The organism is Streptomyces nogalater (assembly GCF_039532885.1).
GTDB classification, from domain to species: Bacteria; Actinomycetota; Actinomycetes; order Streptomycetales; family Streptomycetaceae; genus Streptomyces; species Streptomyces nogalater.
Map to the genome: position 1 here is coordinate 74,481 of NZ_BAAASM010000014.1, position 24,299 is coordinate 98,779.

Here is a 24,299-nt window from a genome sequence, read left to right on the forward strand (position 1 = left end):
AAGTGCCGCCGCGAGACGTCTGGGTCGCTGTGCTGTATCCAACTGTGCCCCCCACAGGCCGAGTCGAGCACCTCACCGGTGTCGGTGAGACGCCTGTGAACGTCATGAAACAGGTGTGAAGATCGACTGGGCAAGGGGGCGCGCCCGACCGGGCCCGGTCACGGCGCAACCTCCCGGAGGAGGGGATGCCGTACTCCAAAGGCGGAGGGCCGGTTGGTCATCAGGCACGATGTCCGGCACCGCCACGCCGTCGATCATGGTTCTGGTCATCGGACATCAGCCGTCCGGTGACGGTACCGGCACCGGCGATCGTAGGAGCAGGGCATGGCAGAAGTGACACGGCGTGGCGTCCTCGCGGGAGCGGCCGCGCTCGGAGGAGCGGCCTCGGTACTGGGCTTACCGGGTACCGCGACGGCGGACGCGGCGCGCACCGGTGTGCCGGGCGCGGTGACGGTCGGCCCCGGCGACCCGCGGTACGCGTCGCTGACCCGGCGGGGCAGCAACGCGCGTTTCGTGGGCACCCCCGACTACGTACGGATGGCGTCCTCGTCCCGGGAGGTCGTCGACGCGGTGCAGCAAGCGGTGGACGAGGGACGGCGCATCGCGGTGCGCAGCGGCGGGCACTGCTTCGAGAACTTCGTCGACGATCCGTCCGTCAAGGCGCTCGTCGACCTCTCCCCCATGTCCTCCGTCTCCTACGACGCACGGCGGCGGGCTTTCGCGGTGGAGCCGGGTGCCCTGCTCGGTGAGGTCTACCGGCGGCTGTTCCTCGGCTGGGGCGTGACCGTCCCGGCGGGCGCCACGGCGGAGGTCGGGATCGGCGGTCACGTCCTGGGCGGCGGCTACGGTGCTCTGTCACGCCGGTACGGCCTGTCCGTGGACCACTTGTACGCCGTGGAGGTCGTGGTCGTGGACGAGCGGGGCAGGGCGAGCACCGTGGTGGCCACGCGGGAGCCCGGCGACCCGCACCGCGACCTGTGGTGGGGGCACACCGGGGGCGGCGGCGGCAACTTCGGCGTCGTCACCCGCTACTGGTTCCGCTCCCCCGGCGCGAAGGGCTCCGACCCTTCGCTGCTGCTGCCGCGCGCGCCGGAGTCCGTGCTCTCCTTCAGCGCCTCCTGGTCCTGGCGGGACCTCGACCGGCAGTCGTTCAACCGCCTGGTGACCAACCACGGCGGCTGGTACGAGCGCAACAGCGCGCCCGGCTCTCCTTACGCGGGGCTGTTCGGCGTGCTGATGCTCAACAACCGCCGGTTCGGCACGGTCGACCTGGTGGGCCAGGTCGATTCCACCGGCGCCGGGGCGCGGCGACTGGTCGACGACTACGTGTCCGCGGTCGGGGCCGGGGTACGGGCCCGGCCGACGCGGACCACGGCGAGCCGGCCGTGGCTCCAGGCGGCCGCGGCCGTCCAGGAGAGCGAACCGACGTACTACAAGGCCAAGGCCGCCTATCTGCGGCGGCGCTTCACGGACCGGCAGACGGACGTGGTGTACGAACACCTGTCGGGCGAGGCGGGCGGCGAAGCCGACGGCTCGGTGTGGCTGGTCTCCTATGGAGGGCAGGTCAACGCGGTGGCGCCCGGCGAGACGGCCGTGGCACAGCGGGACTCCGTCCTCAAGGCGATCTACCTCACCAGCTGGCGGGGCCCGGAGAACGAGGGGGCCGCCCTGGGGTGGGTACGCGACCTCTACCGCGCGGTGTACGCCGACACCGGCGGCGTGCCCGTACCCGGCACGGTCAGTGACGGCTCGTTCATCAACTACCCGGACGCCGACCTCGCCGACCCGGCGCTGAACACCTCCGGGACGCCGTGGCACGCGCTGTACTACAAGGAGCACTACGCGCGTCTGCAGCGCGTCAAGGCCCGCTGGGATCCGCGCGAGGAGTTCCGCCACGCGCTGTCCGTCCGTCCGCCCGCGTGAGGCAGCCGGGCCCCGGCCGGCCCGGACGGATCAGGCGGGACCATCTCGCGGGGATGCTCGTCACGGGTGGCGACGACGAGGGAGAGCAGGTCGACCGCGGCTGCCGCGCGTTCGTGCATGCCGTCGGTGATCAGGACGAGGCGGTCGCCAGGCTCCGGACGGAGCCGCTGCACCTCGTAGGTGACCGGGGCCGGGACCCCGAACGGCATGTTCACCCTGATGACGACTTCCTCCGCACGGCCGTCGCGTAGCCGCAGGGGCCAGGGGTGCCCAGCTGGACACGCAGCAGTTGCCCGGTGGTCATGCCACGGTTGTGACGGCTGATCGCCTTGTGAGCGGCGTACGCCTGGTCGAGGACACCGGCCCCGGCCCGGCGGGCGCCGCGCAGGGCGTTCACCGTCAGCGTCGCCAGCAGGGCGGAGTCGGTGTCGTGGCCCATGGCATCGGTGATCGACAGGTAGAGGGCGTCCTGGTCGAGGGCGTAGTCGTAGGTGTCGCCGCCGATGTCGTCGGCCGGGACCAGGCCGCCGGCCAGGGTGAACTGCGCGGCCTCGCAGCAGGACGCCGAGGGCAGCAGCTGGTGCTGGATCTCCGCGGCCAGGGACATCGTGGTGGTGCGCCGCCCCCAGTGGTAGAGGTCGGTGAAGCGGCGGTCGGTCACCACGATGTACGCCAACGCGTGCGCGGCCTGCGCGACCGCCTCACACAGCGCGTCGTCCACTCGGGGCACCACCAGGTCCAGCACGCCGATGCAGTCGCCGCGGTTGGTCACCGGGGCGGCCAGCCGGGGCCGCCCTCTCCGGCCGGCTCCTGGTGCGGTTCCTGGGAACGCAGCACCCGGTCGTAAAGACTGCCCGCCAGCTCGCGTCTCTCCGTCCGGCCGATCGTCTGCCCGGCCGCGCCGGCTCGGGGCAGCCGCACGGCTGCCTGCCCGAGCATGTCCACGAGCCAGAACGAAACCTCGCTCGCCGAGAACCGCTCTTCCAGTTTCCGGGCGATCACGTCCACCGACTCCACCGGCGCCGAGTCCTGCGCCGCCCGCAGCACCTCGTCCAGGCCCAGGCTCTTGTCACCCACCGCAGGCGCCTCCCGATCCCGCCACCCCGCTTTCCCCGCGGACCCTCCCGGATGGGCCCCGGGCCCTGCCAGGACCGACACGCACCAGACCGGCACCGGCTCCCGGAAGGCGCAACAGCCCGGCGGTGGGGAGAAGCAGGCGTCCTGCCGCCCTGCGCACCCGATCAGCGGTCCGTTACCGCGACCGGATACGCCCCCGGCGCCGGAAGCCGGAAGCCGGTGCCGATACCGGTGCCGGTCGATACCGGTGCCCGTGCCGGCGCGGTCCTCAGCGGGCGGCCGCTTCGACCGTCGTCAGGTCCTCGCCGGTGAGTTCCGCGACGCGGTGCGCCGGCACACCGGCCGCCAGGGCACGGGCGAGCAGGGCGTCACGGCCGTCGGTGCAGGAGCGGTAGCCCAGCAGTTCCTCCTCCAGCCGCGCCAGGTCCGGCGGGGCGGTGTGGTGGCGCAGCCGGCTCAGCTCCTCCGCACCGAGGGGCACGGGCAGCCGCTCGGCGTCCTCGGGGATGGCCGCGGTCTCCTCCGGCGGCACCAGCCGCAGGTCCGCGGAGGTTTCGGTGACTCCCTGGGCCTGCAGCCAGGCCCGTACCGCCGGTGTCTCCAGACAGGCCAGGTCACCGACAGCCGCGAGCGGCACGCCGAGCGCGGCCATCGAATCGGACTGCAGCACGAGATAGGCGTCGTCGGTCATCGTCTGCTCCTCCCGTCGGAAGACTTGTCGGCACGGCACCCCTTGTACCCGCGTTCGCCGCGCATGCTCATCCCGGCGCGGACCTGGTCGGACGTACGGACCTGGTCGGACGTTCGAACCTGGTCCAGTCCGCCGCCGGGTGTCCTGTACTGCGGCGGGGCGCCCCCGCTCGCCAGATTGGTCTAGTCCCTTTTTGGTCCAGACCATTGACCCGCCTCCGTGGGGGCGCTATCCCAGTAGTCGGCAACTCCCTCCCCGCGCAAGGCCATCGGCCACCCCTCCACACACCGGGACTGACATGAGACTCGTGCGTTCCTTCCGCGCGGCCCTCACCGCAGCCGCCACCACGGCGGCCGCGGTGGGCCTCGCCCTCACGGGAACCGGCACCGCCGAAGCCGCGACGCCCCTGCCGAACCACGTCTTCGCCCCCTACTTCGAGGCCTGGACCGGCGAGAGCCCCGCCGCCCTGTCCGCCCAGTCGGGCGCCAAGCACCTGACGATGGCGTTCCTCCAGACAGCCGCCAAGGGCTCCTGCACGCCGTACTGGAACGGCGACACGAGCATGCCGGTCGCCGCCTCGACCTTCGGCGCCGACATCAAGACGATCCAGGCGGCCGGAGGCGACGTCATCCCCTCGTTCGGGGGGTACACGGCCGACACCACCGGCACCGAGATCGCCGACAGCTGCACCGACGTCCGGCAGATCGCCGCCGCGTACGAGAAGGTCATCACCACCTACGACATCTCGCGGCTGGACATGGACATCGAGGTGGACTCGCTCGACAACGCCGCCGGCATCGACCGCCGCAACAAGGCCGTCAAGCTGGTCCAGGACTGGGCCGCCGCCAACGGACGCAAGGTGGAGATCTCCTACACCCTGCCGACCACCACGCGCGGCCCCGCCGAGAACGGCGAGGCGCTGCTGCGCAACGCGGTGAGCAACGGCACCCGGGTCGACGTCGTGAACCTCATGACGTTCGACTACTACGACAACCAGCCCCACGACATGGCGAAGGACACCCAGACCGCCGCCCAGGGCCTGTACGACCTGCTCGCCGAGCTGTATCCGGGCAAGACCCCGGCCCAGCTGTGGAACATGGTCGGCGTCACCGAGATGCCGGGCGTCGACGACTTCGGCAAGGCGGAGACCTTCACCCTGGCCAACGCCCGCACGGTGTACGACTGGGCGGTAGCCAAGGGCATCAACACCCTCTCCTTCTGGGCGTTGCAGCGGGACAACGGCAGCTGCCCGGGCGGGGGTGCCGCGGACAACTGCTCGGGCATCGAACAGAACACGTGGGACTTCACGCGCATCTTCGCGCCGTTCACCAGCGGCGGCGTCCCCGACCCGGCCGACGACTTCTCCGTGGCGCTCAGCCCGGCCTCCGGGTCGGTGACGGCCGGACAGTCCGCCACGGCCACGGTGAGGACGGCCGTGACGAAGGGCGACGCCCAGGACGTGAAGCTGAGCGTCAGCGGGGCCCCGGCGGGCGTCACCGCCTCCCTCAGCCCCGCCTCGGTCACCGCGGGCGGCTCCTCCACGCTCACCCTGGCCACCACCTCGGCCGCGGCATCGGGCACGTACACGGTCACCGTGACCGGCGCGGGCGCCTCGGGCAGCCACTCGGCGGCCTACTCCCTGACCGTCACCGGCGGCTCCGGCAACCAGTGCACGGCCGCCCCGTGGGCCAAGGACGCGGTGTACACCGGCGGCCAGCAGGTCTCGTACAAGGGCCACACCTGGAAGGCCAAGTGGTGGACGACGGGCGAGGAGCCCGGCACCACCGGCCAGTGGGGTGTCTGGCAGGACCTCGGCGCCTGCTGAACCGTTCCGGTACCGCCCGGTGACGACGGCCCCCGGTGAGGGGCCGGTCACCCGGCGGACCGGGACACGGGTGGACCGGCGGGGCGTCCGAGGCGGTCACCGCCGGCCCGGACGGCCCGTTTGCCGTATGCGCGACTGGGGACCCAGCGACTCATGACGACAACACCACCTCGCCGGATGCGGCGGGACCTGGTCCCGCGGCTCCTGGACAGTCTGGAACGGCAGCCGTACGGGGACGCGGTGATCGACGCGCTCGGCCGGGGCGTGCGCGCCCTGCCGCTGCGCGGCGCCCGGGACCTGCTGCACGGCAGGTGGCTGGGCCACCCGGCGCACCCGCTGCTGGTACAGGTGCCGGTGGGCAGCTGGCTGTCGGCCGCGGTGCTGGACCTGTGGCCCGGCCGCGCACGGGAGGCGGGCTCGCTGATCGCCGTCGGGCTCGCCGCCGCCGCCCCGGCCGCGCTGGCCGGAGCCGTCGACTGGGCGGACCTGCATCGCCGCCAGCAGCGCGTCGGCCTGGTACACGCGCTGACCAACACGGCGGCCGTCGGACTGTACGCCGCCTCGCTCGCCTACCGGGTCAAGGGCCGTACGAAGACCGGCCGCGGCCTCGGCTTCCTGGGACTGACGGCGGTGGCGGCCGGCGGCGCGCTGGGCGGCCACCTCGCCTACCGGCAGGCAGCCGGCGCCAACCACGCGGAAGAGGTCCCCCAGGTCGTCTCGGAGGGCTGGCACCGGATCGGGCCCGTGGCCGAGTTCCCGGCCGGCCGGGCGGTACGGCGCGGCGTGGACGACGTCCCGGTCCTGGTCGTCCGCGAAGCCGACGGGACCTTCCGCGCGCTGGCCGACCGGTGCAGCCATCTCGCGGGGCCGCTGTCCGAAGGCACCCTTGAGGACGGATGCGTCCGGTGCCCCTGGCACGGCAGCGTCTTCCGGCTCGCGGACGGGTGGAACGTACAGGGCCCGGCCACCTCTCCCCAGCCCGTCTTCGACACACGCGTCGTCGACGGCCACCTTGAGGTGCGCCTGCGGGATCCGGACGAGACGGAGAACGAACCGGGCCCGGTGGCCGGCTGACCATCACGGCAAGGGCCAGGCCAGCACAGCAAGTACAGCGGGGGCCAGGCGGACCGGCGCCCGGCATCGACGCAACGCGGGGCGCCGAAACGCTGGGGAACGCCATCGAGGCCCCGGCGCCACGGCGGCACGGTGTCCGCGTCACGGCCCTGCGGCGTCGGCGGCGCCCCCCCTCCCTCTCAGCAGCGGCCGGACCTAGACCCCCGATATGCCGCCCGGCGGACGGCGGCGAGCGCGGGGCCGGGGGTGAATCCGCGGGCATCATGCTCGTAGATGTCGAAGCCCGCGCTCTCCTTCGGCCCTGCCGGCAGAGCGGAGCGTACGGTGAGCACGGCGAACGTTCGCCAGGAACGGCCGGGTCCCTCGGCGCACAGGTCGAAGACGAGCGGTCCGGCGGCGAGCGCCCGTGCCAGGCTCACCGGGTCGCCGTGCACCGGGGCCCGCCCGGACCGACGGGGAAAGGCGGCCAGGGCACAGGAGCGGCCGCCCACCCGGTAGGGCAGGAGGCTGGAGTACGGCCCGCCCAGCGCGTCGGCGCGGAGCAGCGGCAGATGCCGGGCCACTCGGCCCCGGCCACTGCTCGTCAGCAGCAGGTCGAGGACCTGGCCGGGGCCGTCGGCCCGGTCCACCCGTACGGCCAGCCCCAGCGCGTCCGGCAGGCGCCGGGGCAGCCCGGCCGCCCGGGACAGCCGCACGGTCGCGGCGAACCGGCCCGGCCCGTCCAGCCACGGCGCGCCCCAGCGCTCACCGCCGTCCGGCACCTCCACTTCGCCCGCGCACAGCAGCCCGTGCGGATGCAGGGCGGGAGCCCCGCGCAGGCGAGCCAACAGCCGGAAAGCCGTCTCGACCCCGCGGACCGGCCGTGAAGTCGCCGGCTCGCGGACCGGCCGAGTCCGCGCACCCCTCAGCATGGTCAGCCCTGTCCTCGTGGTCGCTGTCCGCCGGGCCCGCCCTCGGCGGCCCTCCTCTGCACGGCCCACCGGGTACCCCCGGACCGGCTCGCCTCACGTGTGACTCCGGGCACCCCCGTCCGGGTGATTCGCCGTGAACGCCGGGCGGCGGCGTGTCGCGGGTGCACCGGGAGGGGAGGTTTTGTGCGGCGGGGGCCGAGCGGGTTAGCCTGCGGCGTATTTTCTCATCACGCAGATCCGTGAAGTGCGGAAATGTACAGCGTTAGGGCCCTAACGGGCCGCCGGGGTGTTCGGGTCCTCACCGCCGAGGGCCCTTGGGGAGCGGGACGAGGTTGCGCATGACCAGCGACAAGTCCGAGTCGGTCGACGCCGCGCCGGGCAACCAGGAGCTGCGGCAGCTTCTGGCGGGCCTGACAGCCGTGCGGGACGGTGACTTCGGGACGCGCCTGCCAGAGGACGCCCACGGTGTCATGGGTGACATCGCGACCGTGTTCAACGGCATGGTCGACCAGTTGTCCGTGTTCACCTCCGAGGTCACCCGGGTGGCCCGGGAGGTGGGCACCGAGGGCACGCTCGGCGGGCAGGCGGAGGTGCCCGGGGTCTCCGGGACCTGGGCCGACCTGACCGACTCGGTCAACGCGATGGCCGGGAACCTCACCACGCAGGTCCGTGACATCGCCCAGGTGGCCACGGCGGTGGCCAAGGGCGACCTGTCGCAGAAGATCGACGTGCCCGCGCGCGGCGAGATCCTCCAGCTGAAGAACACCGTCAACACGATGGTGGACCAGCTCTCCGCGTTCGCCGACGAGGTCACCCGCGTCGCCCGCGAGGTCGGCACCGAAGGACGTCTCGGCGGGCAGGCGAAGGTGCCGGGGGTCGCCGGTGTGTGGCGGGATCTGACCGACTCGGTCAACTTCATGGCCGGGAACCTCACCAGCCAGGTCCGCAACGTCGCCCAGGTGACGACGGCGGTGGCCAAGGGCGACCTCTCACAGAAGATCACCGTCGACGCCCGCGGCGAGATCCTGGAACTGAAGAACACCATCAACACCATGGTGGACCAGCTCTCCGCGTTCGCCGACGAAGTCACCCGCGTCGCCCGCGAAGTCGGCACCGAAGGACGCCTCGGCGGCCAGGCCGACGTCAAGGGTGTCAAGGGCACGTGGCGGGATCTGACCGACTCGGTCAACTTCATGGCCGGGAACCTCACCAGCCAGGTCCGCAACGTCGCCCAGGTGGCGACCGCGGTGGCCAAGGGCGACCTCTCACAGAAGATCACCGTCGACGCCCGCGGCGAGATCCTGGAGCTCAAGAACACCATCAACACCATGGTGGACCAGCTCTCCGCGTTCGCCGACGAAGTCACCCGCGTCGCCCGCGAAGTCGGCACCGAAGGACGCCTCGGCGGCCAGGCCGACGTCAAGGGTGTGTCGGGGACGTGGAAGGCCCTCACCGACAACGTGAACGTGATGGCGTCGAACCTGACCGGTCAGGTGCGCTCCATCGCCCAGGTCGCCACCGCCGTGGCCCGCGGCGACCTGTCCCGCAAGATCACGGTCGAGGCCAAGGGCGAGGTCGCCGCGCTGGCGGACGTCATCAACACGATGGTCGACACGCTCTCCGCGTTCGCCGACGAGGTCACCCGCGTCGCCCGCGAGGTCGGCACCGAAGGACGCCTCGGCGGCCAGGCCCATGTGCCGAACGTGGCGGGCACCTGGAAGGACCTCACCGACAACGTCAACTCCATGGCCAACAACCTGACCGGCCAGGTGCGCAACATCGCGCTGGTGACGACCGCGGTGGCCCGGGGTGACCTGTCGAAGAAGATCGACGTGGACGCGCGGGGCGAGATCCTGGAGCTGAAGACGACCATCAACACGATGGTGGACCAGCTCTCCGCGTTCGCCGACGAGGTCACCCGCGTCGCCCGCGAGGTGGGCACCGAGGGGCGCCTCGGCGGCCAGGCCGAGGTGGAGGGCGTCTCGGGCACCTGGAAGCGTCTCACGGAGAACGTCAACGAGCTGGCCGGCAACCTGACCCGTCAGGTACGGGCGATCGGCGCGGTCGCCAGCGCCGTGGCCGAGGGGGACCTGACCCGCTCGATCACGGTGGAAGCCTCCGGTGAGGTCGCCGAGCTCAAGGACAACATCAACTCCATGGTGGAGTCGCTGCGCGAGACCACACGGGCCAACCAGGAGCAGGACTGGCTCAAGACCAACCTGGCGCGCATCTCCGGCCTGATGCAGGGCCACCGGGAGCTTCCGGTGGTGGCCGAGCTGATCATGGAGGAGCTGACGCCGCTGGTGGCGGCCCAGTACGGCGCCTTCTACCTCTCCGAAGACGGCGACCGCGGCCCCGAGCTGCGGCTGGTCGGCTCGTACGGCAGACCCGACGACGACCAGCGGCCCGCCCGCTTCCCCGTCGGGTGCTCGCTGGTCGGCCAGGCGGCCCGCAGCCGTCGTACCATCACCGTCGACGAGCTGCCGCCGAACTACGTCACCATCTCGTCCGGGCTCGGCCAGACGGTCCCCACCGCGCTGATCCTGCTGCCGATCCTGTTCGAGGACCAGGTCCTCGGTGTCATCGAGCTGGCGTCGGTCACCTCCTTCACCTCGATCCACCGGGACTTCCTGGAACAGTTGCGCGAGACGCTCGGCGTGAACCTCAACACGATCGTGGCGAACGCCCGCACCGACGAGCTGCTGGAGGAGTCGCAGCGGCTGACCGCCGAGCTGCAGGCCCGTTCGGCCGAGTTGCAGTCCCAGCAGGACGAGTTGCAGCGCTCCAACGCCGAGCTGGAGGAGAAGGCGACCCTGCTCGCGTCGCAGAACCGTGACATCGAGGCGAAGAACCTGCAGATCGAGCAGGCCCGGCAGGAACTGGAGGCCCGCGCCCAGCAGTTGTCGCTGGCCTCGAAGTACAAGTCGGAGTTCCTGGCCAACATGAGCCACGAGCTGCGCACCCCGCTCAACAGCCTGCTGATCCTGGCCCAGTTGCTGGCCCAGAACCCGTCGCGCAACCTGACCCCGAAGCAGGTCGAGTACGCCGGGATCATCCACTCGGCGGGCAGCGACCTGCTCCAGCTGATCAACGACATCCTCGACCTGTCGAAGGTCGAGGCCGGCAAGATGGACGTCACCCCCGAGCGGGTGCCGCTGCGCCAGCTGATCGACTACGTGGAGGCCACGTTCCGGCCGATGACGTCCCAGAAGGGACTGGAGTTCGCCGTCAACACCGCGGCGGGCGCGCCCGCCGACCTGCTCACCGACGACTCCCGGCTGCGGCAGATCCTGCGCAACCTGCTCTCCAACGCGGTGAAGTTCACCGAGCAGGGCCGCGTCGAGCTGGCCATCGAGCCGGCGGCGGACGGGGAGGTCCCGGCCGGTGTGGTGCGGGGCGGTGCCGTCGTGGCGTTCCGGGTACGGGACACCGGCATCGGCATCCCCGAGCAGCACCTGGAGACGATCTTCGGGGCGTTCCAGCAGGCGGACGGCACGACGAGCCGCAAGTACGGCGGGACCGGCCTCGGTCTGTCCATCACCCGGGAGATCGCGCATCTGCTCGGCGGCGCCGTCGCGGTGGACAGCACGCCCGGCCGGGGCAGCACCTTCACGCTGTACCTGCCGGTGGCCCGCCCGGACTTCGAGCAGTTGCTCGGCAGCGGCCGGCTCGCGCCGAGGGAACCGGCCGAGCCGCATCCGGCCGTCACGGCCGCCCAGGACGCCGCCGTACCGCAGGCCTCCCCTGCCCGGCAGCGACCGCGCCGGCTGCTCGTGGTGGAGGAGCGGCCGCGCGGGCTGCTGACCCTGGTCGCCGAGAGCGTGGTCGCGGAAGTGGCCCGGCACAGCCCGGACGACGGCTCCCCGCTGCCCGCGGTGGAGGTCATCACCGCCGTGGGGGCGCAGGAGGCGGCGGGCGCGCTGGCCGCCGAGCCGTGCCACTGCGTCGTACTGGACCTGGACATGCCCGACGGGGAGGCGGGCCGGTTCCTGCGGGCCCTGCAGGGCGACTCCGGGCTGGCGGGCGTACCGGTGCTCGTCCACAGCGGCCGCCGGCCGGAGGCCGCCCGGGACGAGGCGCTGCGTTCGCACCGGGACGACGGGGCGCTGGAGTTCCTGTCCAGCCTGGACGAGCTGCGCGAGCGCATCGCCCTGCACCTGTCGGCCGAGGAGCCCGGGGACGTGCTGTCGCTGGTCCGGGCCGAGGACCCGCAGGACCTCGCCCCGCCGGTCGACGACAGCTTCCGGGGCCGTACGGTCCTGGTCGTCGACGACGACGCGCGCAACCTGTTCGCGCTGAGCGGGATCCTGGAGATGTACGGCTTCCGGGTCCTGCACGCGGAGAACGGGCGCAAGGGCATCGACACGCTGCTCGGCAATCCCGACATCGCGATGGTGCTGATGGACGTGATGATGCCGGAGATGGACGGCTACACGGCCACCGCCGAGATCCGCAAGCTGCCGCAGTACGCCGACCTGCCGATCATCGCCGTCACCGCCAAGGCGATGCCCGGCGACCGGGAGAAGTCCCTGGCCTCGGGCGCGAGCGACTACGTCACCAAGCCCGTCGACACCCACGACCTCATCGCCTGTGTCAGGCGCTGGCTGTCCGCGTGAACGCGCGAGCGCGCTTCCGCCGAGGAGCACCCCTATCGTGAGCACGACCGAGCAGTCACATGAGCCGGATGGCGTGGGTCTGCGCCCGGAGCCGTCCGAGCCCGCCGGGCCGCCGGCCCTCGGCGATCCGGCGCCGTCGGACCTGGCCGGTGTCTCCCCCACGTCTCCCGTCGGCAGGCTCGCCGCCACCGTGGAGCGGCTGCGCCGCGAGGTACGGGCCGCACAGGCGGAGGCGGAAGGCAGGGCGCTGATAGAGCTGGCCAAGGGCATCCTGGTGGAGCGGCTGGGCTGTGGTCCGGCGCAGGCCGCCCGGCAGCTCGCCGAGCTGACCGAGCAGGCCAAGGCGACGCCGCTGGAGTTCGCGGTCGAGGTCATCAACCAGGCCGCCCGCGACCGGATGTCGGAGATCACCCACAGCTTCCTGGCCGCCGCCGCGGGCACCGTGGAGCGGGACGCCGCGGCCGTACGGCTGCGGGCGGCCGAGAGCGGGGCGCTGGCCGCGGACGACACGCAGGCCGTGGCCGACTCCCTGCTGGAGCACGCCCTGCGTCCGCTCGGCGCGGTGGCCGTGGCCGTGTGGGCCGCCGGCACCGACGGCTCGCTGACCCTGGCCGGCAGCGCCGGGTTCTCCCCCGCGGAGGCCACCCGCTGGCGTTATGTGCCGCCGGAGGTGGCGACGGTGGCCCGCCGGGGCCTGACCGAGCGCACCGGGCAGTGGTTCGGCTCGCTCGCCGAGACCGGGCTGCCCACCATCGGCCGGCACCTGCACCCGGACGGCGGGCGGGCGGCGGTGCCGGCGGGCACCGGGGGCCGGATCCACGGGGTGCTGGAGATCGCCTGGCCGGGGCCGCTGGAACCCCAGCCGCCGCAGGTGTTGCGGCAGGTGGACGCCCTCGCCGAGCTGTGCGCGCACACCCTGGAGACGTACACGTCGCGCCGGGACGCCGGGCAGGAGCCGCGCATCCTGCCCGACACCGCCGAGTTGATGGACCTGGCGGACGGGCTGCACGATCCCGCCCTGGTCCTGGTGCCGCACCTCGACGGCTCCGGGCAGTTGGTCGACTTCCGCATCCAGCACATCAACAACCACTTCCTGGATCCGGCGGGCCGGCCGCGGGCGGTGGTCAACGGTGCGCTGCTGCTGGAGGCGTACCCGATGGCCGCGGGCAAGAGCGAGCTGTTCCACCGGGTGGAGCGGGTGTACGCCACGGGCGAGCCGTTCCGGGCCCGCCGTATGCAGCTGACCTCGCTCGTCGACCAGGTGTCGCTGTCGGCGGTCGCGGACATCAGCATCAGCCGGCACGGCAACAGCGTGCTGCTGATCTGGCGCATCGAGGACGAGACGGCGCGGCTGGCGAGCCTGCTCCAGCACGCCCAGCGTCTGGGGCGGATCGGCGGGTTCGAGGAGAACCTGCTCACCGGTGAGATCACCTGGAACGACCAGCTGTTCCACCTCTACGGCCGGCCGTCGGCGAGCACGCCCGTCCCCCTGGAGGACCTGCCCGCGTACGCGCACCCCGACGACGCCGTGCCCCTCGGCCGGTTCCTGCGCACGCTGCTGCACCACCGCCGGCCCGCCTCCGCGGCCTTCCGGCTGCAGCGGCCCGACGGCGTGACCCGGCACATCCGCGTGGTCGCCGAGCCGGTGCTGGACACCGACGGCCGGTTGTTCGTCGTACGGGGCGCCTATCAGGACATCTCCGCCCAGCACTGGACGGAGGTGGCGCTCGCCGCGACCCGCGACCAGCTCGCCCACACCGAGCAGCAGGCCGCCGAGCGCAACCGGCTGACCCTGCAGTTGCAGCACGCCATCATGCCGCCGTCCCGGACGCCGCTGACGGTGCCCGGTCTGGAGGTCGCGGTGCGGTACCGCCCGGCGGAGACCGAGCACCTGGTGGGCGGCGACTGGTACGACGCCGTGGTGCTGCCGTCCGGGCTGGTCCTGATGTGCGTGGGTGATGTCGCGGGCCATGGCATAGAGGCCGCCACCAGCATGGTCGTCCTGCGCAACGCGTTGCGCGGTCTCGCGGTGACCGGTGCCGGGCCGGGCCAGCTGCTGTCGTGGCTGAACATCGTGGCGCACCATCTGACCGGTGCGGTCACCGCCACGGCGGTCTGCGCGTTGTACGACCCCGACCGGCACACGCTGCGCTGGGCGCGGGCGGGTCATCTGCCGCCGGTGTTGGTACGCGGCTCGGAGGCGGCGCCGTTGCCGCTGGTCAAGGGTCTGCTGCTGGGTGCGGTGCCGGAGGCCGTGTACGAGGAGGCCGAGCTGGAGTTCGCGCCGCAGGACACGCTGCTGTTGTACACCGATGGTCTGATCGAACGCCGTGACCGGTCGGTGGAGGAGTCCCTGGCCCACCTGCTGACCGCGGCCCGCACGGCTCCGAAGACCCTGGACCAGCAGTTGGACGGCCTGCTGACCTACAGCAGATCGGACACGGACGACGACACCTGCATCGTGGGCATCCGGGTGGTGTAGCCACTTCCGGGGCCGGATCACGGCGTCCTGTCCGCCGTGCTCCGGCCCTGCGCCGCGGGCCGGGACGCGGGGCCGGGGACGGCCGGGTGGCCGGTGGGTCAGCCGCCGATGGCCGAGTCCTGCGCGGCGGCGACGATCGCCGCCGCGTCCTCCGGCAGCAGATATCCGGCGTCGACGGACGTCTGGGCGGCCGTGCGCACCTTCTCCACGTAGTCGGCGTGGGTGGGGTAGAGCCGGCTGAGCACCGGTTCCGCGGTGGGCGGGAACGACGGGTCGGACGGGTCGCCGTCGTCGTGGCGGTCCCAGGTGTCGGCGTCACCGTTCCACGGGTCACGGGCGCCGTACAGGCCGCAGAAGACACCGCTGCCGGTGGTGTCGCGCGCACCGGTGAGGGTACGGGTGGGCACCGTGACGTCCGGCAGTCGGACGCCGCCGGTGGCCAGGCCGGTGGCCGGGTCACGCAGGACGGTGCTCAGCGGCTGCCCGCTCGGCGGCCGCGCACCGCCCCGTGCCCAGTCGGCCAGGTGGCGCAGCGCCGCGTTCATCGCCCAGTGGCCGGGCCCGTCGTTGAAGGGGGCCGAACCGGCGGCGCAGTCGGCCGACGGCGCGGCGGAGCCCGCCGACTTCCGCACGGTCGGGTCGCCGAGGTCGAACGCCCACTGGTCGCCGTGCGCGGTGCCGGCCAGCTCCCAGCGCACGACACTGTCGGTGTCCGGCTGCCGTGCGACCGCGGCGCCCGGCACGTCGGTCTCGGTGAGCACGACGAACGTCGGAACGGACAGGTCGGTCCTGATCCGGGACGGGTTCGGCATCCGCAGGGTGTCGGCGAGCACGCCGCTGATCGGCGCGGCGATCGCGCTGTTGCTGTGCACCATGAAGCCGTCGTAGACCCGGGACACCGGCTGGACGGCGTTGACGTACGTCGTCATGAAGCCCGCCGACTGGGACTCGCCGTCGGCGAGCAGTGTCCGGACCGGGAGCCCGCCGAGCGGGTCGGGCCCGTTCGGGGTGCGCAGCGCCTGGCCCGCCTGGGAGAAGATGTCGTAGGCGAAGGCGTCACCGGGGTGGACCAGGCTGCCGTACCGCGCCGGGTCCCAGCCCTTGAGGCCCTTGATCTCGCCCAGCCCGCCGTTGACGCCGACGGCCTGCGCCGAGACGCCGACCCAGGCGTAGCCCCGGCGCAGCAGTTCCTCCCGTTCGAACCAGTAGTCCGGGGAGAGGTCGAGCTGGCCGCTGACGTTGAGCCACTCCACGACCACCGTGCCGTTGAACCTCGCCGGGTCGACGGGGCGGCGCACCAGCAGGCGGCTCTTGTACGCGGCGGTACCGGACGCGCGGACGTTCCACCGGCCATCCGAGGTCCACAGGCCGGACTTGGCGTACGACGTGGCGGTGCCCGAGACGAAGTACTCGCTCTCGGTGTAGCCGAACGAGCCGAGGTCCTCCGCCGCGGCGAGGAACGGGAAGCCGTGGCTGCCGGCGGGCGGCACGGTGATCGTGGGGCTTACGGCCCCGGCGACGGAGGCCGCGGCCGGGGCTGCCGGCAGGGTGCCAAGGAGGCTGCCGCACAGCAGCACCCCCAGTGCGGTGGCGGTGACGGTCCGCCGCGATAATCGAGCAGGCATGCGCACGGGTTGCCTCCGTGAATGCGGGTCCCAATGGGTTGAGACCGCAGTCTCGGTGAACCGTGACGGGCTGCCATCGGCGAATCCACCGGTGTCCGGGAACGGCGACCGGCGGCCGGTGAGCCGCGGCCGCGTCATGGCCGCGAGGAAGACGTGTCCTCGCGGCGTGCCCGGGGCGCGGCTGGAGGTGGCGGAAAGGCTGAGAGGGGCCCGGCCGGTGCCGGGCCCCTCTCGTTCGGGCCAGCGGAGGGGCGTCAGCCGCGGACGATGTTCTCGGCCTGGGGGCCCTTCTGGCCCTGGGTGATGTCGAACGTGACCTTCTCGCCCTCGACCAGCTCGCGGTACCCGTTGCCGGAGATGTTCGAGTAGTGGGCGAAGACGTCCGGACCGCCGCCGTCCTGGGCGATGAACCCGAAGCCCTTCTCGGAGTTGAACCACTTCACGGTGCCGCTGGCCATACTGCGTCCTTCGATCGTGCCGGGGGTGCCGGCCGGGGTGAGTAGCGGGGGTCTTCCCCTGGAGGAAGGCACCCGGCGTCCGTTCTACCCCGGCCGGGGCTCCGTTATTCGATCATCCGTCCACGAGTCGGGCGCGGTCCGCTCCGGCAGACGGCGTCAGCCGGGGCGGCCGTCTCGCGGGCGGGGTGCGGAGGCCCCGAGAAGATGCATTCGCGAATGAGTGTCGTTGGGTGCCGATGGCTGGGGGCGCACGGAGCGCGAGGGGCGCACGTTCACCCGTGGCGTGCGCTTCCCGTGTGAGCTTCAGCACGCCGGTGTCGGGAACTGGCACGGCGTACCAGACGCCCCGTCACGACATTGCGCAGCTAGCGCGCTTGAGCATCCCTTGAGCTTCCGGGTCCGTCGGCTATGCGACCGCTCGGCATGACACTGCGTGCCAATTCGCTTTTGCTAGTGCGGTGGTTGACGGGAAACGAGATCCGTTGCGCTCCGGTAAAGTCTCCTCACCTCTTACCCCCAGGGCCTGTCGCGTGGGCTCACACGCGTGGGGTCCACGAAGGCCGTGGGCCTCCACGGAGCTGCGAAATCCGCAGTTCCGAGAGGAACAGGGGGGTGAGGGTCCCGATGACCGAACCGTATGAGTCGGAGGGGCACTGCCGTTGTTGCAGCAAGCGGGACCGGCCCGAACGGGCCACCCGGTGGCTGGGGTTCCTGATCCGCGTGGTCTACGAGATCACGCGGGACGGATGGCCCTGGTAGCGGAAAGCCCCGGCCCGAGGGCCGGGGCCTGACCGACCAAGAGTCGGCCGCACTGCACACGGTGTGTGAGGAGGAGCTCCACCAGGATGCGTTGGCCTGCGTCGGGTGGAGCTCTTTCCTTTGCCCGAATGCGATTACCGACGCGTACGCAAGTGAAATCAGGCTTTTGTGATGCCCGTCACATACGACGGCGGCGGTGCCCCCACTATGCCTTGCCTTACCGCCCTCGTGCGACGGGTACTCACATGTCGATCAGCACACATCGGGCACCCCAACCCGGAAAAGACGCTGGTAGTTCCCGATTTTTCCCGAGTGGGCGTGAGGGACATCACACACCGGTTTGAGTGAACGTCCGCACTCGCGACCGGTCGGTTTTCGGGTGTTTTGACGGGGGTTCATCACTGTGCAGAACCACTTCCGGAGCCCCGGAACATGAGCCGCCGAACTCTACACGCACCCTCTGACAATCGCCTCCCCCCACCACGCCCACCTCTCGCCGGCTCGCTCTGTATCGCCATGCCCGAATCTCAGCCCCCACGCCGCCGCTCGCGCCGCCCGTGAGGCCGCCCGGCGGGGCCTGAGCCTGCGTACGGCCGCCGCCGACATGAGACACCTCCCGTTTGCCGGGGGCCGGTTCGACACCGTGGTCTGCGCCGACAACTCGCCGCCCCACCTCCTGACGGAGCCGGACGTGCGGGCCGGCCGTACACAACAGGCCATCACCTTTCAGCTGTGGCACTGGCGCGACGACGGCGAGCCCTACGGCCTGGAGCACTTCCTACTCCTTCCGGCAGGCCCGGCAGCGCCGGCCGGTGAGTGGTGCGCTGCCTCCCGGGGAGCCCGGTTCAGGTCAATCGGCCTATTTTCCTTGACGATTGATTGACCATCTCTTTACTTCCGAAGCTTCGATGGGTGATCATCAACCAATCCCCGCCCGAGGGAACGCGGGCTGCGGATGGCGGTATCTCCGGCCAACAGGCGTCCATATCCGGCCCGCGAGGTGATCCGGAAGAACAGGAGACCCGATGGTTGCCCTCCCCGGTCCACCGGCCGCGGCACACCCGGTCGACGCCGTCGTCGTCGGCGCCGGCCTGTCCGGCCTCTACCAGCTCCACCGACTGCGGCAGCTCGGCCTGTCGACGGTGGTCCTCGAAGCCGGTGACGACATCGGCGGCACCTGGTACTGGAACCGGTATCCCGGGGCCCGCTGCGACATAGAGAGCCTGTCCTACTCCTATTCCTTCTCCCCGGAACTGGACCAGGAGTGGCAGTGGAGCGAGCGTTACGCCTCCCAGCCGGAGATCCTGCGGTACATCCACCACGTGGCCGACCGGTTCGACCTGCGCCGGGACGTCATGCTGCGCACCCGGGTCACCCGCGCCGTGTACGACCAGGACGGACATCTCTGGCAGCTCGCCACGGACACCGGACGGACCGTCACCGCCCGGTTCGTCATCCTGGCCACGGGCTGCATGTCGGTCCCCAAGGATCCCGGGATACCCGGCGCCCACAGCTTCACGGGCGCCGTCCACCACACCGCCCGGTGGCCGCGTGAGGACGTCTCCTTCGCCGGCAAGCGGGTCGCCGTGATCGGCACCGGATGCTCGGGCGTCCAGGCCATCCCCGTGATCGCCGAACAGGCGGCTTCCCTCACCGTCTTCCAGCGCACCCCGGCCTACGTGCTGCCGGCGCGCAACCGCCCGCTGCGGCCCGCGGAGACCGCACGGTTCAAGGCCCGCTATCCCGAGTTCCGGCGGGCCCAGCGGCTTTCCCGGAGCGGAACCGTCTTCGAGCCGCCGACCCGGTCGGCACTGGAGGCGGACCAGGCGGAGCGCACGGCCGCCTACGAGGCCGCCTGGGACGAGGGCTTCCTGAACGGGCTGCTGCGCACCTACACCGACATCCTGACCGACGAGAAGGCCAACGAGACCGTGGCGGAGTTCGTCCGCGCCAAGATCCGGTCGATCGTCACCGACCCCGCGACGGCCGAACTGCTCTCCCCGCGCACGTACCCGTTCGCGACCAAGCGCCCCTGTCTGGGCACCGGTTACTACGACACCTACAACCTGCCGCACGTATCGCTGGTCGACCTGCGCACGACCCCGATCGAGACGATCACGCCCCGCGGGATCCGGACCTCGGACGGGGAGCACGACCTCGACATGATCGTCTTCGCCACCGGCTTCGACGCCCTGACCGGCTCCCAGCTCTCCATCGACATCGTGGGCAAGGGCGGCGTGCCCCTCCGGGACAGGTGGGCCGAGGGCCCCCGGAGCTATCTCGGGCTCGTCTCGGCCAGCTTCCCCAACCTCTTCACCGTCCTGGGCCCGCTCAGCCCGTCCGTGCTCACCAACATCGCGGTGTCGCTGGAACAGCAGGTCGAGTGGATCACCGACTGCATCGCCCACCTGCGGCGGAACGGCATCACGGAGATCGACGCCGTCCCGGACGCCGAGGCGGGCTGGGGGGCACACGTGGCCGAGGTCGCCGCCCGTACGCTCTACCCGGCGGTGGACTCCTGGTACACGGGAGCGAACGTCCCCGGCAAACCCCGGGTGTTCCTCGCCTACGCGGGCGGGCTGGACCGGTACCGGGAGGAGTGCGACACCGTGGCCCGGAACGGCTACACCGGCTTCACCCTCGCCTCCTCCTGAGAGCGGCGGGCGGGGGCGGCGTCCGAGCGGCCGGGGTGTCCATGCCGTGTCCGTGCGCCGCCGCTTCGGCTCCGCCCCGCGGGGCCGTCACCGGGGGGCCGTCACCGCGGGTCCGGGTGGTTGCCGGGCTCGCCGCCCGGTCCGGCCAGCGGTGTCGGCGACAGGTCGGCGGGTTCCTCACCGGGCTCCAACAGAGTCTCCGCCGCACCGACGATCAGCGGGTCCGGCGTGCCGACCGCCTCGTGGTCCTTGGCCGGATAGTCGAAGCGGACCAGGAGACTGCGCATCGCCTCCAGCCGGCCCCGTCGTTTGTCGTTGTTCTTCACGACCGTCCAGGGCGCGTGCGGCGTGTCGGTGGCGCGGAACATGTCGACCTTGGCCGTGGTGTAGTCGTCCCAGCGGTCGAGCGAGGCCAGATCGGTGGGCGAGAGCTTCCAGCGGCGCACCGGATCGACCTGGCGGATCGCGAACCGGGTGCGCTGCTCGGCCCGGGACACCGAGAACCAGAACTTCACCAGCAGGATGCCGTCGTCGGTGAGCAGGTGCTCGAACATCGGGGCCTGCCGGAGGAACTGCCGGTACTCCTCCTCCGTGCAGAACCCCATGACCCGTTCGACGCCCGCGCGGTTGTACCAGGAACGGTCGAAGAAGACGATCTCGCCCCGAGCCGGCAGGTGGGTCACGTACCGCTGGAAGTACCACTGGCCCGCCTCGCGCTCGGTCGGCTTCTCCAGCGCCACCACACGGGCCCCGCGGGGATTGAGCCGCTCGGTGAAGCGCTTGATGGTGCCGCCCTTGCCGGCCGCGTCCCGCCCCTCGCAGACCACGACGACCCGCTGACCGGTGTCCTTCACCCAGCGCTGGAACTTCAGCAGCTCGATCTGCAGGATCCGCTTCGTCCGCTCGTACTCGCGCCGGCCGATCTTGCGGTCGTAGGGGTGGTTCTCCCGCCAGGTCTCGATCGGCCGGCCGCCGGAGTCCAGCAGCACCGGCCGCTCCGGCTGCCGGTCGTCCACTTCGAGTCCCCGCAGCAGGTCGTCCTCGCGCACCGCGCCGTGGGTCTCCCGTGTCTTGGTCGCCTGCTCGTGCTCGGCCACGACACCGCCTCTCCGTTCGCCGCTCGCCGGGGCCGGCCCGCCCCGGTCTCCTCCCACGTGCCCACGCGAACGGATCCCAGACGCCTGTACCGTCACTACGGTCGTTCCTTTCCGTACCGAGCGAGACAGGAAGGCGATCACATGGCCGAACTGCGCCTGGGACCGCTGCTGAGGTACACCGACGGCTCGTGCGCGACCGTGTGGGTCGAGACGGACGTGCCCTGTACGGCGCGGGTGCGCTGCTCGGACGGCGCGGGCGGCACGGCCTCCACCTTCCGGGTGGCCGGGCACCACTACGCGCTCGTCACGGTGACCGGGCTCGAACCGGGCACCTCGCCGTCGTACGAGGTGTTCCTGGACGACGCGCCCGTGTGGCCCCTGCCCGACTCCCGTTTCCCGCCCTCCGTCATCCCCTCCCCCGGCGCCGGCGACGCCGTCCGGGTCACCTTCGGATCGTGCCGCTGGGCCGCGCCCCCGGCGGACGGCCAGGATCCGGTGGGCCCGGACGCCCTCGACACCCTCGCCAAGCGGCTGGCGGGCCGGCCCGACGCGCAGCGCCCCGACGTGCTGCTGCTCCTGGGCGACCAGGTCTACGCCGACGAGGTGTCCGAGGAGACCCGGCGCCGGCTGGCCGCCCGCCGCGGCCTCGACAAGGCGCCCGGCAGCCAGGTCGCCGACTACGAGGAATACTGCTACCTCTACTACGAGTCCTGGCTGGACCCGGCGATCCGCTGGCTGCTGTCCACCGTGCCCAGCTTCATGATCTTCGATGACCACGACATCGTGGACGACTGGAACACCTCCGCCGCCTGGCTCGCCGACATGCGCGCCACCGACTGGTGGCAGCGGCGGCTGCTGAGCGGCCTGATGTCCTACTGGGTCCACCAGCACCTGGGGAACCTCTCCCCCGCCGAACTGGCCGACGACCCGACCTGGGCCGCCGTGCGCACCGCGCCCGACGGCACGCAGGCGCTGCGCGCCTTCGCCGAACAGGCCGACGCCGATCTCTCCTCGGTCCGCTTCAGTTACCGCCGTGACTTCGGCCGGGTCCGGGTGGTGATGGTCGACTCACGGGCCGCACGCGTCCTGGACGAGGACCGCCGCGCCCTCCTCGACCCGGGCGAGGCCGACTGGCTGCGCGAGCAGGTCCTGGGCGACGAGGGGGCTTACGATCACCTGCTGATCGGTACCTCCCTGCCCTGGCTGCTGCCGCACCTGGTGCACGACGCCGAGAGCTGGGACGCGGCCCTGTGCGCCGGGGAACGCGGGGACCGCTGGGCCCGCTTCGGCGAGTGGCTGCGCCGCGGCGCCGACCTGGAGCACTGGGCGGCCTTCCCGCGCTCCTTCGCCGACCTCGCCCACCTCATCGGCGAGGCCGGTTCCGCGCCGGGCGCCCCGGCGAGCGTGTGCGTGCTGTCCGGAGACGTGCACCACGGCTACATCGCGCGGGCCTCCTGGCCGTCCGGCGGACCCGGCATCCCGGTCCTCCAGCTCACCTGCTCACCCGTGCACAACTCCGTACCCCTGACGATGCGGATCGGCTTCCGGTTCGGCTGGAGCACACCGGCCCGGCTGCTCGGGCGGCTCCTGGCCCGGCACGGCCGCTGCCGCCGCCCGCCGGTGAGGTGGCGCAAGCAGGGCGGGCCGTGGTTCGGCAACCAGCTCATGACCCTCACCCTGCGCGGCCGTTCGGCCCACCTGCGCCTGGAACGCACCGGTGCCGACGAGACGCTGCGGACCGTGCACGAGACCGTCCTGACCACCGGGTGACTCGGGAGGGCGGCGCTGCGAGCGCCGGCCCGTCGCTTCCGACGGGCCGGGCCTCGCCGCGGTGTCCGGCGGCTTCCGGGGCGGTGGCGTGCCGGGCCGGACATCAGAAGGGCTCGGTGCCGGGTAGCACGTGCATCGCCGCCTCCTCCGCCGACGCCCCGGCTCCGTCCGGCCCGACGTCGGAGGCGAACAGGTCGGATGCGGTGTTCGGGCGGGTGCCTTCGTCGGGGGCGACCAGCCGTCCGGCGCGCTCGTCACCGACCTCGTCGTCGACGAGTCCGCCGTCCCCGCCCCACAGGTCGCCGAGGCCGTCGCCCTCGGGGACCCCGATGTCGGGCACCTCCTCCGAGAGGCGCTCGTCCAGGCTCTCCCCCCGCCACCGCTCCGCCGCGGTGACCCCGGTGTGCTCCACGCCCCACGGTTTCTCCGGGGGCGAGTACCCCTCGTCCCATGCCTCGACGCCGTCCCGGTAGTCCAGGGTGTCCGACGCGTCCAGCAGGCCGGCGTCGTCCCGTACCTCGGCCCCGTCGGGCTGATAGACCTCGTCGCCCATCGTCTCGGCTGTCATGCGTACTCCTCGTCGTCCGGGCCGGGTTCGGCGGGACCTCCCCCGGCCACCGTGGCGGCCGTCGCCTCGTCCACTGTCCTGTGCCGCTGTGCCGCCCCGGCTCAGGGGCCGTCGCCGGGCCTGAGCGGGCTCACCCGGGGCACCGACGCCTTGCCCGTGTTCGAGACTTCGCCGCCCGCCCAGCGGACCGGGATCGAAGCCGTCTCGTCGGGTGGCGTGACGAGGACGGTCGCCGGTGTCACGGTGGTGACGCCGGTGCTCTCCGGACGGGTGTACGTCAGCGCGGACCAGGCGCCGGCTCCGGGCGCCAGGGTCACGGTCCGCTGCTCCTCGCCGGTGGCCCGCTCGGGATCCGGGGTCACCGCCTCGCCCGCGCCGTTGACGAACGCCACGCCGGGGAAGCCGTGCACCGTGCAGGTGCGGCCCGAGACGTTGGTCAGGACGATGGCGAAGCCGGCCTGTCCGGCGCCTGGGTGGTCGGGTCCGATGGACGCCTTCAGTCCGGCGGTGTGGCAGCGGCGTGACGCCGTGGGCCGGGCGGACCCCGATGGCGCGGTACCGGCGCTAGGTGACGATGCCGACGTGGGGTGCGGGCCGGTGGTGCCGTCGCCGGAAGGTGCCGGAGCGGCCGCGGTGCCCGTCGCCGCGGAAGAGCCGGGCCCGCTCGGGCCGGTCGGCGCGGCGCCGTCCGTGCTCCGGCCCGTACACCCGGCCAGTACGGCGCAGCCGAGGAGGATGCCGGGCAGGAGGAAGCGGTGTGTCATGTCTC

The 24,299-nt window shown here is 72.2% G+C and carries 15 protein-coding genes and 1 pseudogene; 8 read left to right on the top strand and 8 right to left on the bottom strand.

From position 1 onward, the window contains the following. Positions 1-324 precede the first annotated feature (324 nt). Complete coding sequence (locus tag ABD350_RS12220; RefSeq protein ID WP_344347963.1) at positions 325-1,923, top strand: FAD-binding oxidoreductase; 1,599 nt, start codon at positions 325-327, stop codon at positions 1,921-1,923. Here ABD350_RS12220 and ABD350_RS12225 read toward each other — a convergent pair. After that, positions 1,839-3,000, bottom strand: a pseudogene (locus tag ABD350_RS12225) (PP2C family protein-serine/threonine phosphatase). The gene ABD350_RS12220 and the pseudogene ABD350_RS12225 sit on opposite strands and share 85 nt — an antisense overlap. A gap of 268 nt (positions 3,001-3,268) precedes the next feature. After that, entirely contained in the window at positions 3,269-3,691 is a 423-nt protein-coding gene (locus ABD350_RS12230; RefSeq protein WP_344347964.1) for a DUF6003 family protein, read from the bottom strand. 298 nt (positions 3,692-3,989) lie between these two features. On the opposite strand from ABD350_RS12230, the gene ABD350_RS12235 reads away from it, so the two are divergent. Then, the gene (locus ABD350_RS12235) at positions 3,990-5,516 is read left to right on the top strand and encodes a glycosyl hydrolase family 18 protein (RefSeq protein ID WP_344347965.1); all 1,527 of its coding nucleotides are present in this window, start codon (positions 3,990-3,992) and stop codon (positions 5,514-5,516) included. A gap of 153 nt (positions 5,517-5,669) precedes the next feature. Then, complete coding sequence (locus ABD350_RS12240; RefSeq protein ID WP_382466623.1) at positions 5,670-6,590, top strand: Rieske (2Fe-2S) protein; 921 nt, start codon at positions 5,670-5,672, stop codon at positions 6,588-6,590. Positions 6,591-6,769: 179 nt separating this feature from the next. Here ABD350_RS12240 and ABD350_RS12245 read toward each other — a convergent pair whose 3' ends face one another. Further along, positions 6,770-7,417, bottom strand: coding sequence for a phosphodiesterase (locus ABD350_RS12245; RefSeq protein ID WP_344347966.1), 648 nt, complete (start codon positions 7,415-7,417; stop codon positions 6,770-6,772). A gap of 422 nt (positions 7,418-7,839) precedes the next feature. Between ABD350_RS12245 and ABD350_RS12250 the strand changes: the two genes are divergently transcribed. Both ABD350_RS12250 and ABD350_RS12255 read left to right on the top strand, forming a co-directional pair. Next, positions 7,840-12,117: a HAMP domain-containing protein gene (locus ABD350_RS12250; protein ID WP_344347967.1), complete on the top strand. Its 4,278-nt coding sequence runs from the start codon at positions 7,840-7,842 to the stop codon at positions 12,115-12,117. A gap of 37 nt (positions 12,118-12,154) precedes the next feature. Further along, positions 12,155-14,599: a SpoIIE family protein phosphatase gene (locus ABD350_RS12255; protein ID WP_344347968.1), complete on the top strand. Its 2,445-nt coding sequence runs from the start codon at positions 12,155-12,157 to the stop codon at positions 14,597-14,599. A 98-nt stretch (positions 14,600-14,697) separates the two neighbouring features. Here ABD350_RS12255 and ABD350_RS12260 read toward each other — a convergent pair whose 3' ends face one another. Both ABD350_RS12260 and ABD350_RS12265 read right to left on the bottom strand, forming a co-directional pair. Further along, positions 14,698-16,224, bottom strand: a complete 1,527-nt coding sequence (locus tag ABD350_RS12260; protein ID WP_344347969.1) for an alpha/beta hydrolase domain-containing protein — start codon at positions 16,222-16,224, stop codon at positions 14,698-14,700. Between the two features lie 254 nt (positions 16,225-16,478). Next, complete coding sequence (locus ABD350_RS12265; RefSeq protein WP_344347970.1) at positions 16,479-16,682, bottom strand: cold-shock protein; 204 nt, start codon at positions 16,680-16,682, stop codon at positions 16,479-16,481. 1,225 nt (positions 16,683-17,907) lie between these two features. Here ABD350_RS12265 and ABD350_RS12270 point away from each other — a divergent pair. Both ABD350_RS12270 and ABD350_RS12275 read left to right on the top strand, forming a co-directional pair. Then, entirely contained in the window at positions 17,908-18,324 is a 417-nt protein-coding gene (locus ABD350_RS12270) for a class I SAM-dependent methyltransferase (protein WP_382466632.1), read from the top strand. Positions 18,325-18,466: 142 nt separating this feature from the next. Then, on the top strand, positions 18,467-20,095 hold the full coding sequence (locus ABD350_RS12275; protein WP_344347971.1) for a flavin-containing monooxygenase: 1,629 nt from the start codon (positions 18,467-18,469) through the stop codon (positions 20,093-20,095). Between the two features lie 101 nt (positions 20,096-20,196). On the opposite strand, the gene ppk2 is transcribed toward ABD350_RS12275, so the two are convergent. Continuing rightward, complete coding sequence (ppk2, locus tag ABD350_RS12280; protein WP_344347972.1) at positions 20,197-21,192, bottom strand: polyphosphate kinase 2; 996 nt, start codon at positions 21,190-21,192, stop codon at positions 20,197-20,199. A 141-nt stretch (positions 21,193-21,333) separates the two neighbouring features. Between ppk2 and ABD350_RS12285 the strand changes: the two genes are divergently transcribed. Further along, positions 21,334-22,962: an alkaline phosphatase D family protein gene (locus tag ABD350_RS12285; protein WP_344347973.1), complete on the top strand. Its 1,629-nt coding sequence runs from the start codon at positions 21,334-21,336 to the stop codon at positions 22,960-22,962. A 103-nt stretch (positions 22,963-23,065) separates the two neighbouring features. Here the strand turns inward: ABD350_RS12285 and ABD350_RS12290 are convergent, their stop codons facing one another. Both ABD350_RS12290 and ABD350_RS12295 read right to left on the bottom strand, forming a co-directional pair. Next, positions 23,066-23,530 carry a DUF5709 domain-containing protein gene (locus ABD350_RS12290; RefSeq protein WP_344347974.1) on the bottom strand — a complete coding sequence of 155 codons (465 nt, stop codon included), beginning with the start codon at positions 23,528-23,530 and terminating at the stop codon, positions 23,066-23,068. A gap of 101 nt (positions 23,531-23,631) precedes the next feature. Then, on the bottom strand, positions 23,632-24,294 hold the full coding sequence (locus ABD350_RS12295) for a DUF4232 domain-containing protein (RefSeq protein ID WP_344347975.1): 663 nt from the start codon (positions 24,292-24,294) through the stop codon (positions 23,632-23,634). Between the last annotated feature and the right edge of the window lie 5 nt (positions 24,295-24,299).

Coding starts and splice junctions, on each gene's coding strand:
- ABD350_RS12290 (WP_344347974.1), bottom strand. CDS start 23,530: ATGACAGCCGAGACGATGGGCGACGAGGTCTATCAGCCCGACGGGGCC.
- ABD350_RS12285 (WP_344347973.1), top strand. CDS start 21,334: ATGGCCGAACTGCGCCTGGGACCGCTGCTGAGGTACACCGACGGCTCG.
- ABD350_RS12295 (WP_344347975.1), bottom strand. CDS start 24,294: ATGACACACCGCTTCCTCCTGCCCGGCATCCTCCTCGGCTGCGCCGTA.
- ABD350_RS12240 (WP_382466623.1), top strand. CDS start 5,670: ATGACGACAACACCACCTCGCCGGATGCGGCGGGACCTGGTCCCGCGG.
- ABD350_RS12250 (WP_344347967.1), top strand. CDS start 7,840: ATGACCAGCGACAAGTCCGAGTCGGTCGACGCCGCGCCGGGCAACCAG.
- ABD350_RS12220 (WP_344347963.1), top strand. CDS start 325: ATGGCAGAAGTGACACGGCGTGGCGTCCTCGCGGGAGCGGCCGCGCTC.
- ABD350_RS12260 (WP_344347969.1), bottom strand. CDS start 16,224: ATGCCTGCTCGATTATCGCGGCGGACCGTCACCGCCACCGCACTGGGG.
- ABD350_RS12275 (WP_344347971.1), top strand. CDS start 18,467: ATGGTTGCCCTCCCCGGTCCACCGGCCGCGGCACACCCGGTCGACGCC.
- ABD350_RS12235 (WP_344347965.1), top strand. CDS start 3,990: ATGAGACTCGTGCGTTCCTTCCGCGCGGCCCTCACCGCAGCCGCCACC.
- ABD350_RS12265 (WP_344347970.1), bottom strand. CDS start 16,682: ATGGCCAGCGGCACCGTGAAGTGGTTCAACTCCGAGAAGGGCTTCGGG.
- ABD350_RS12230 (WP_344347964.1), bottom strand. CDS start 3,691: ATGACCGACGACGCCTATCTCGTGCTGCAGTCCGATTCGATGGCCGCG.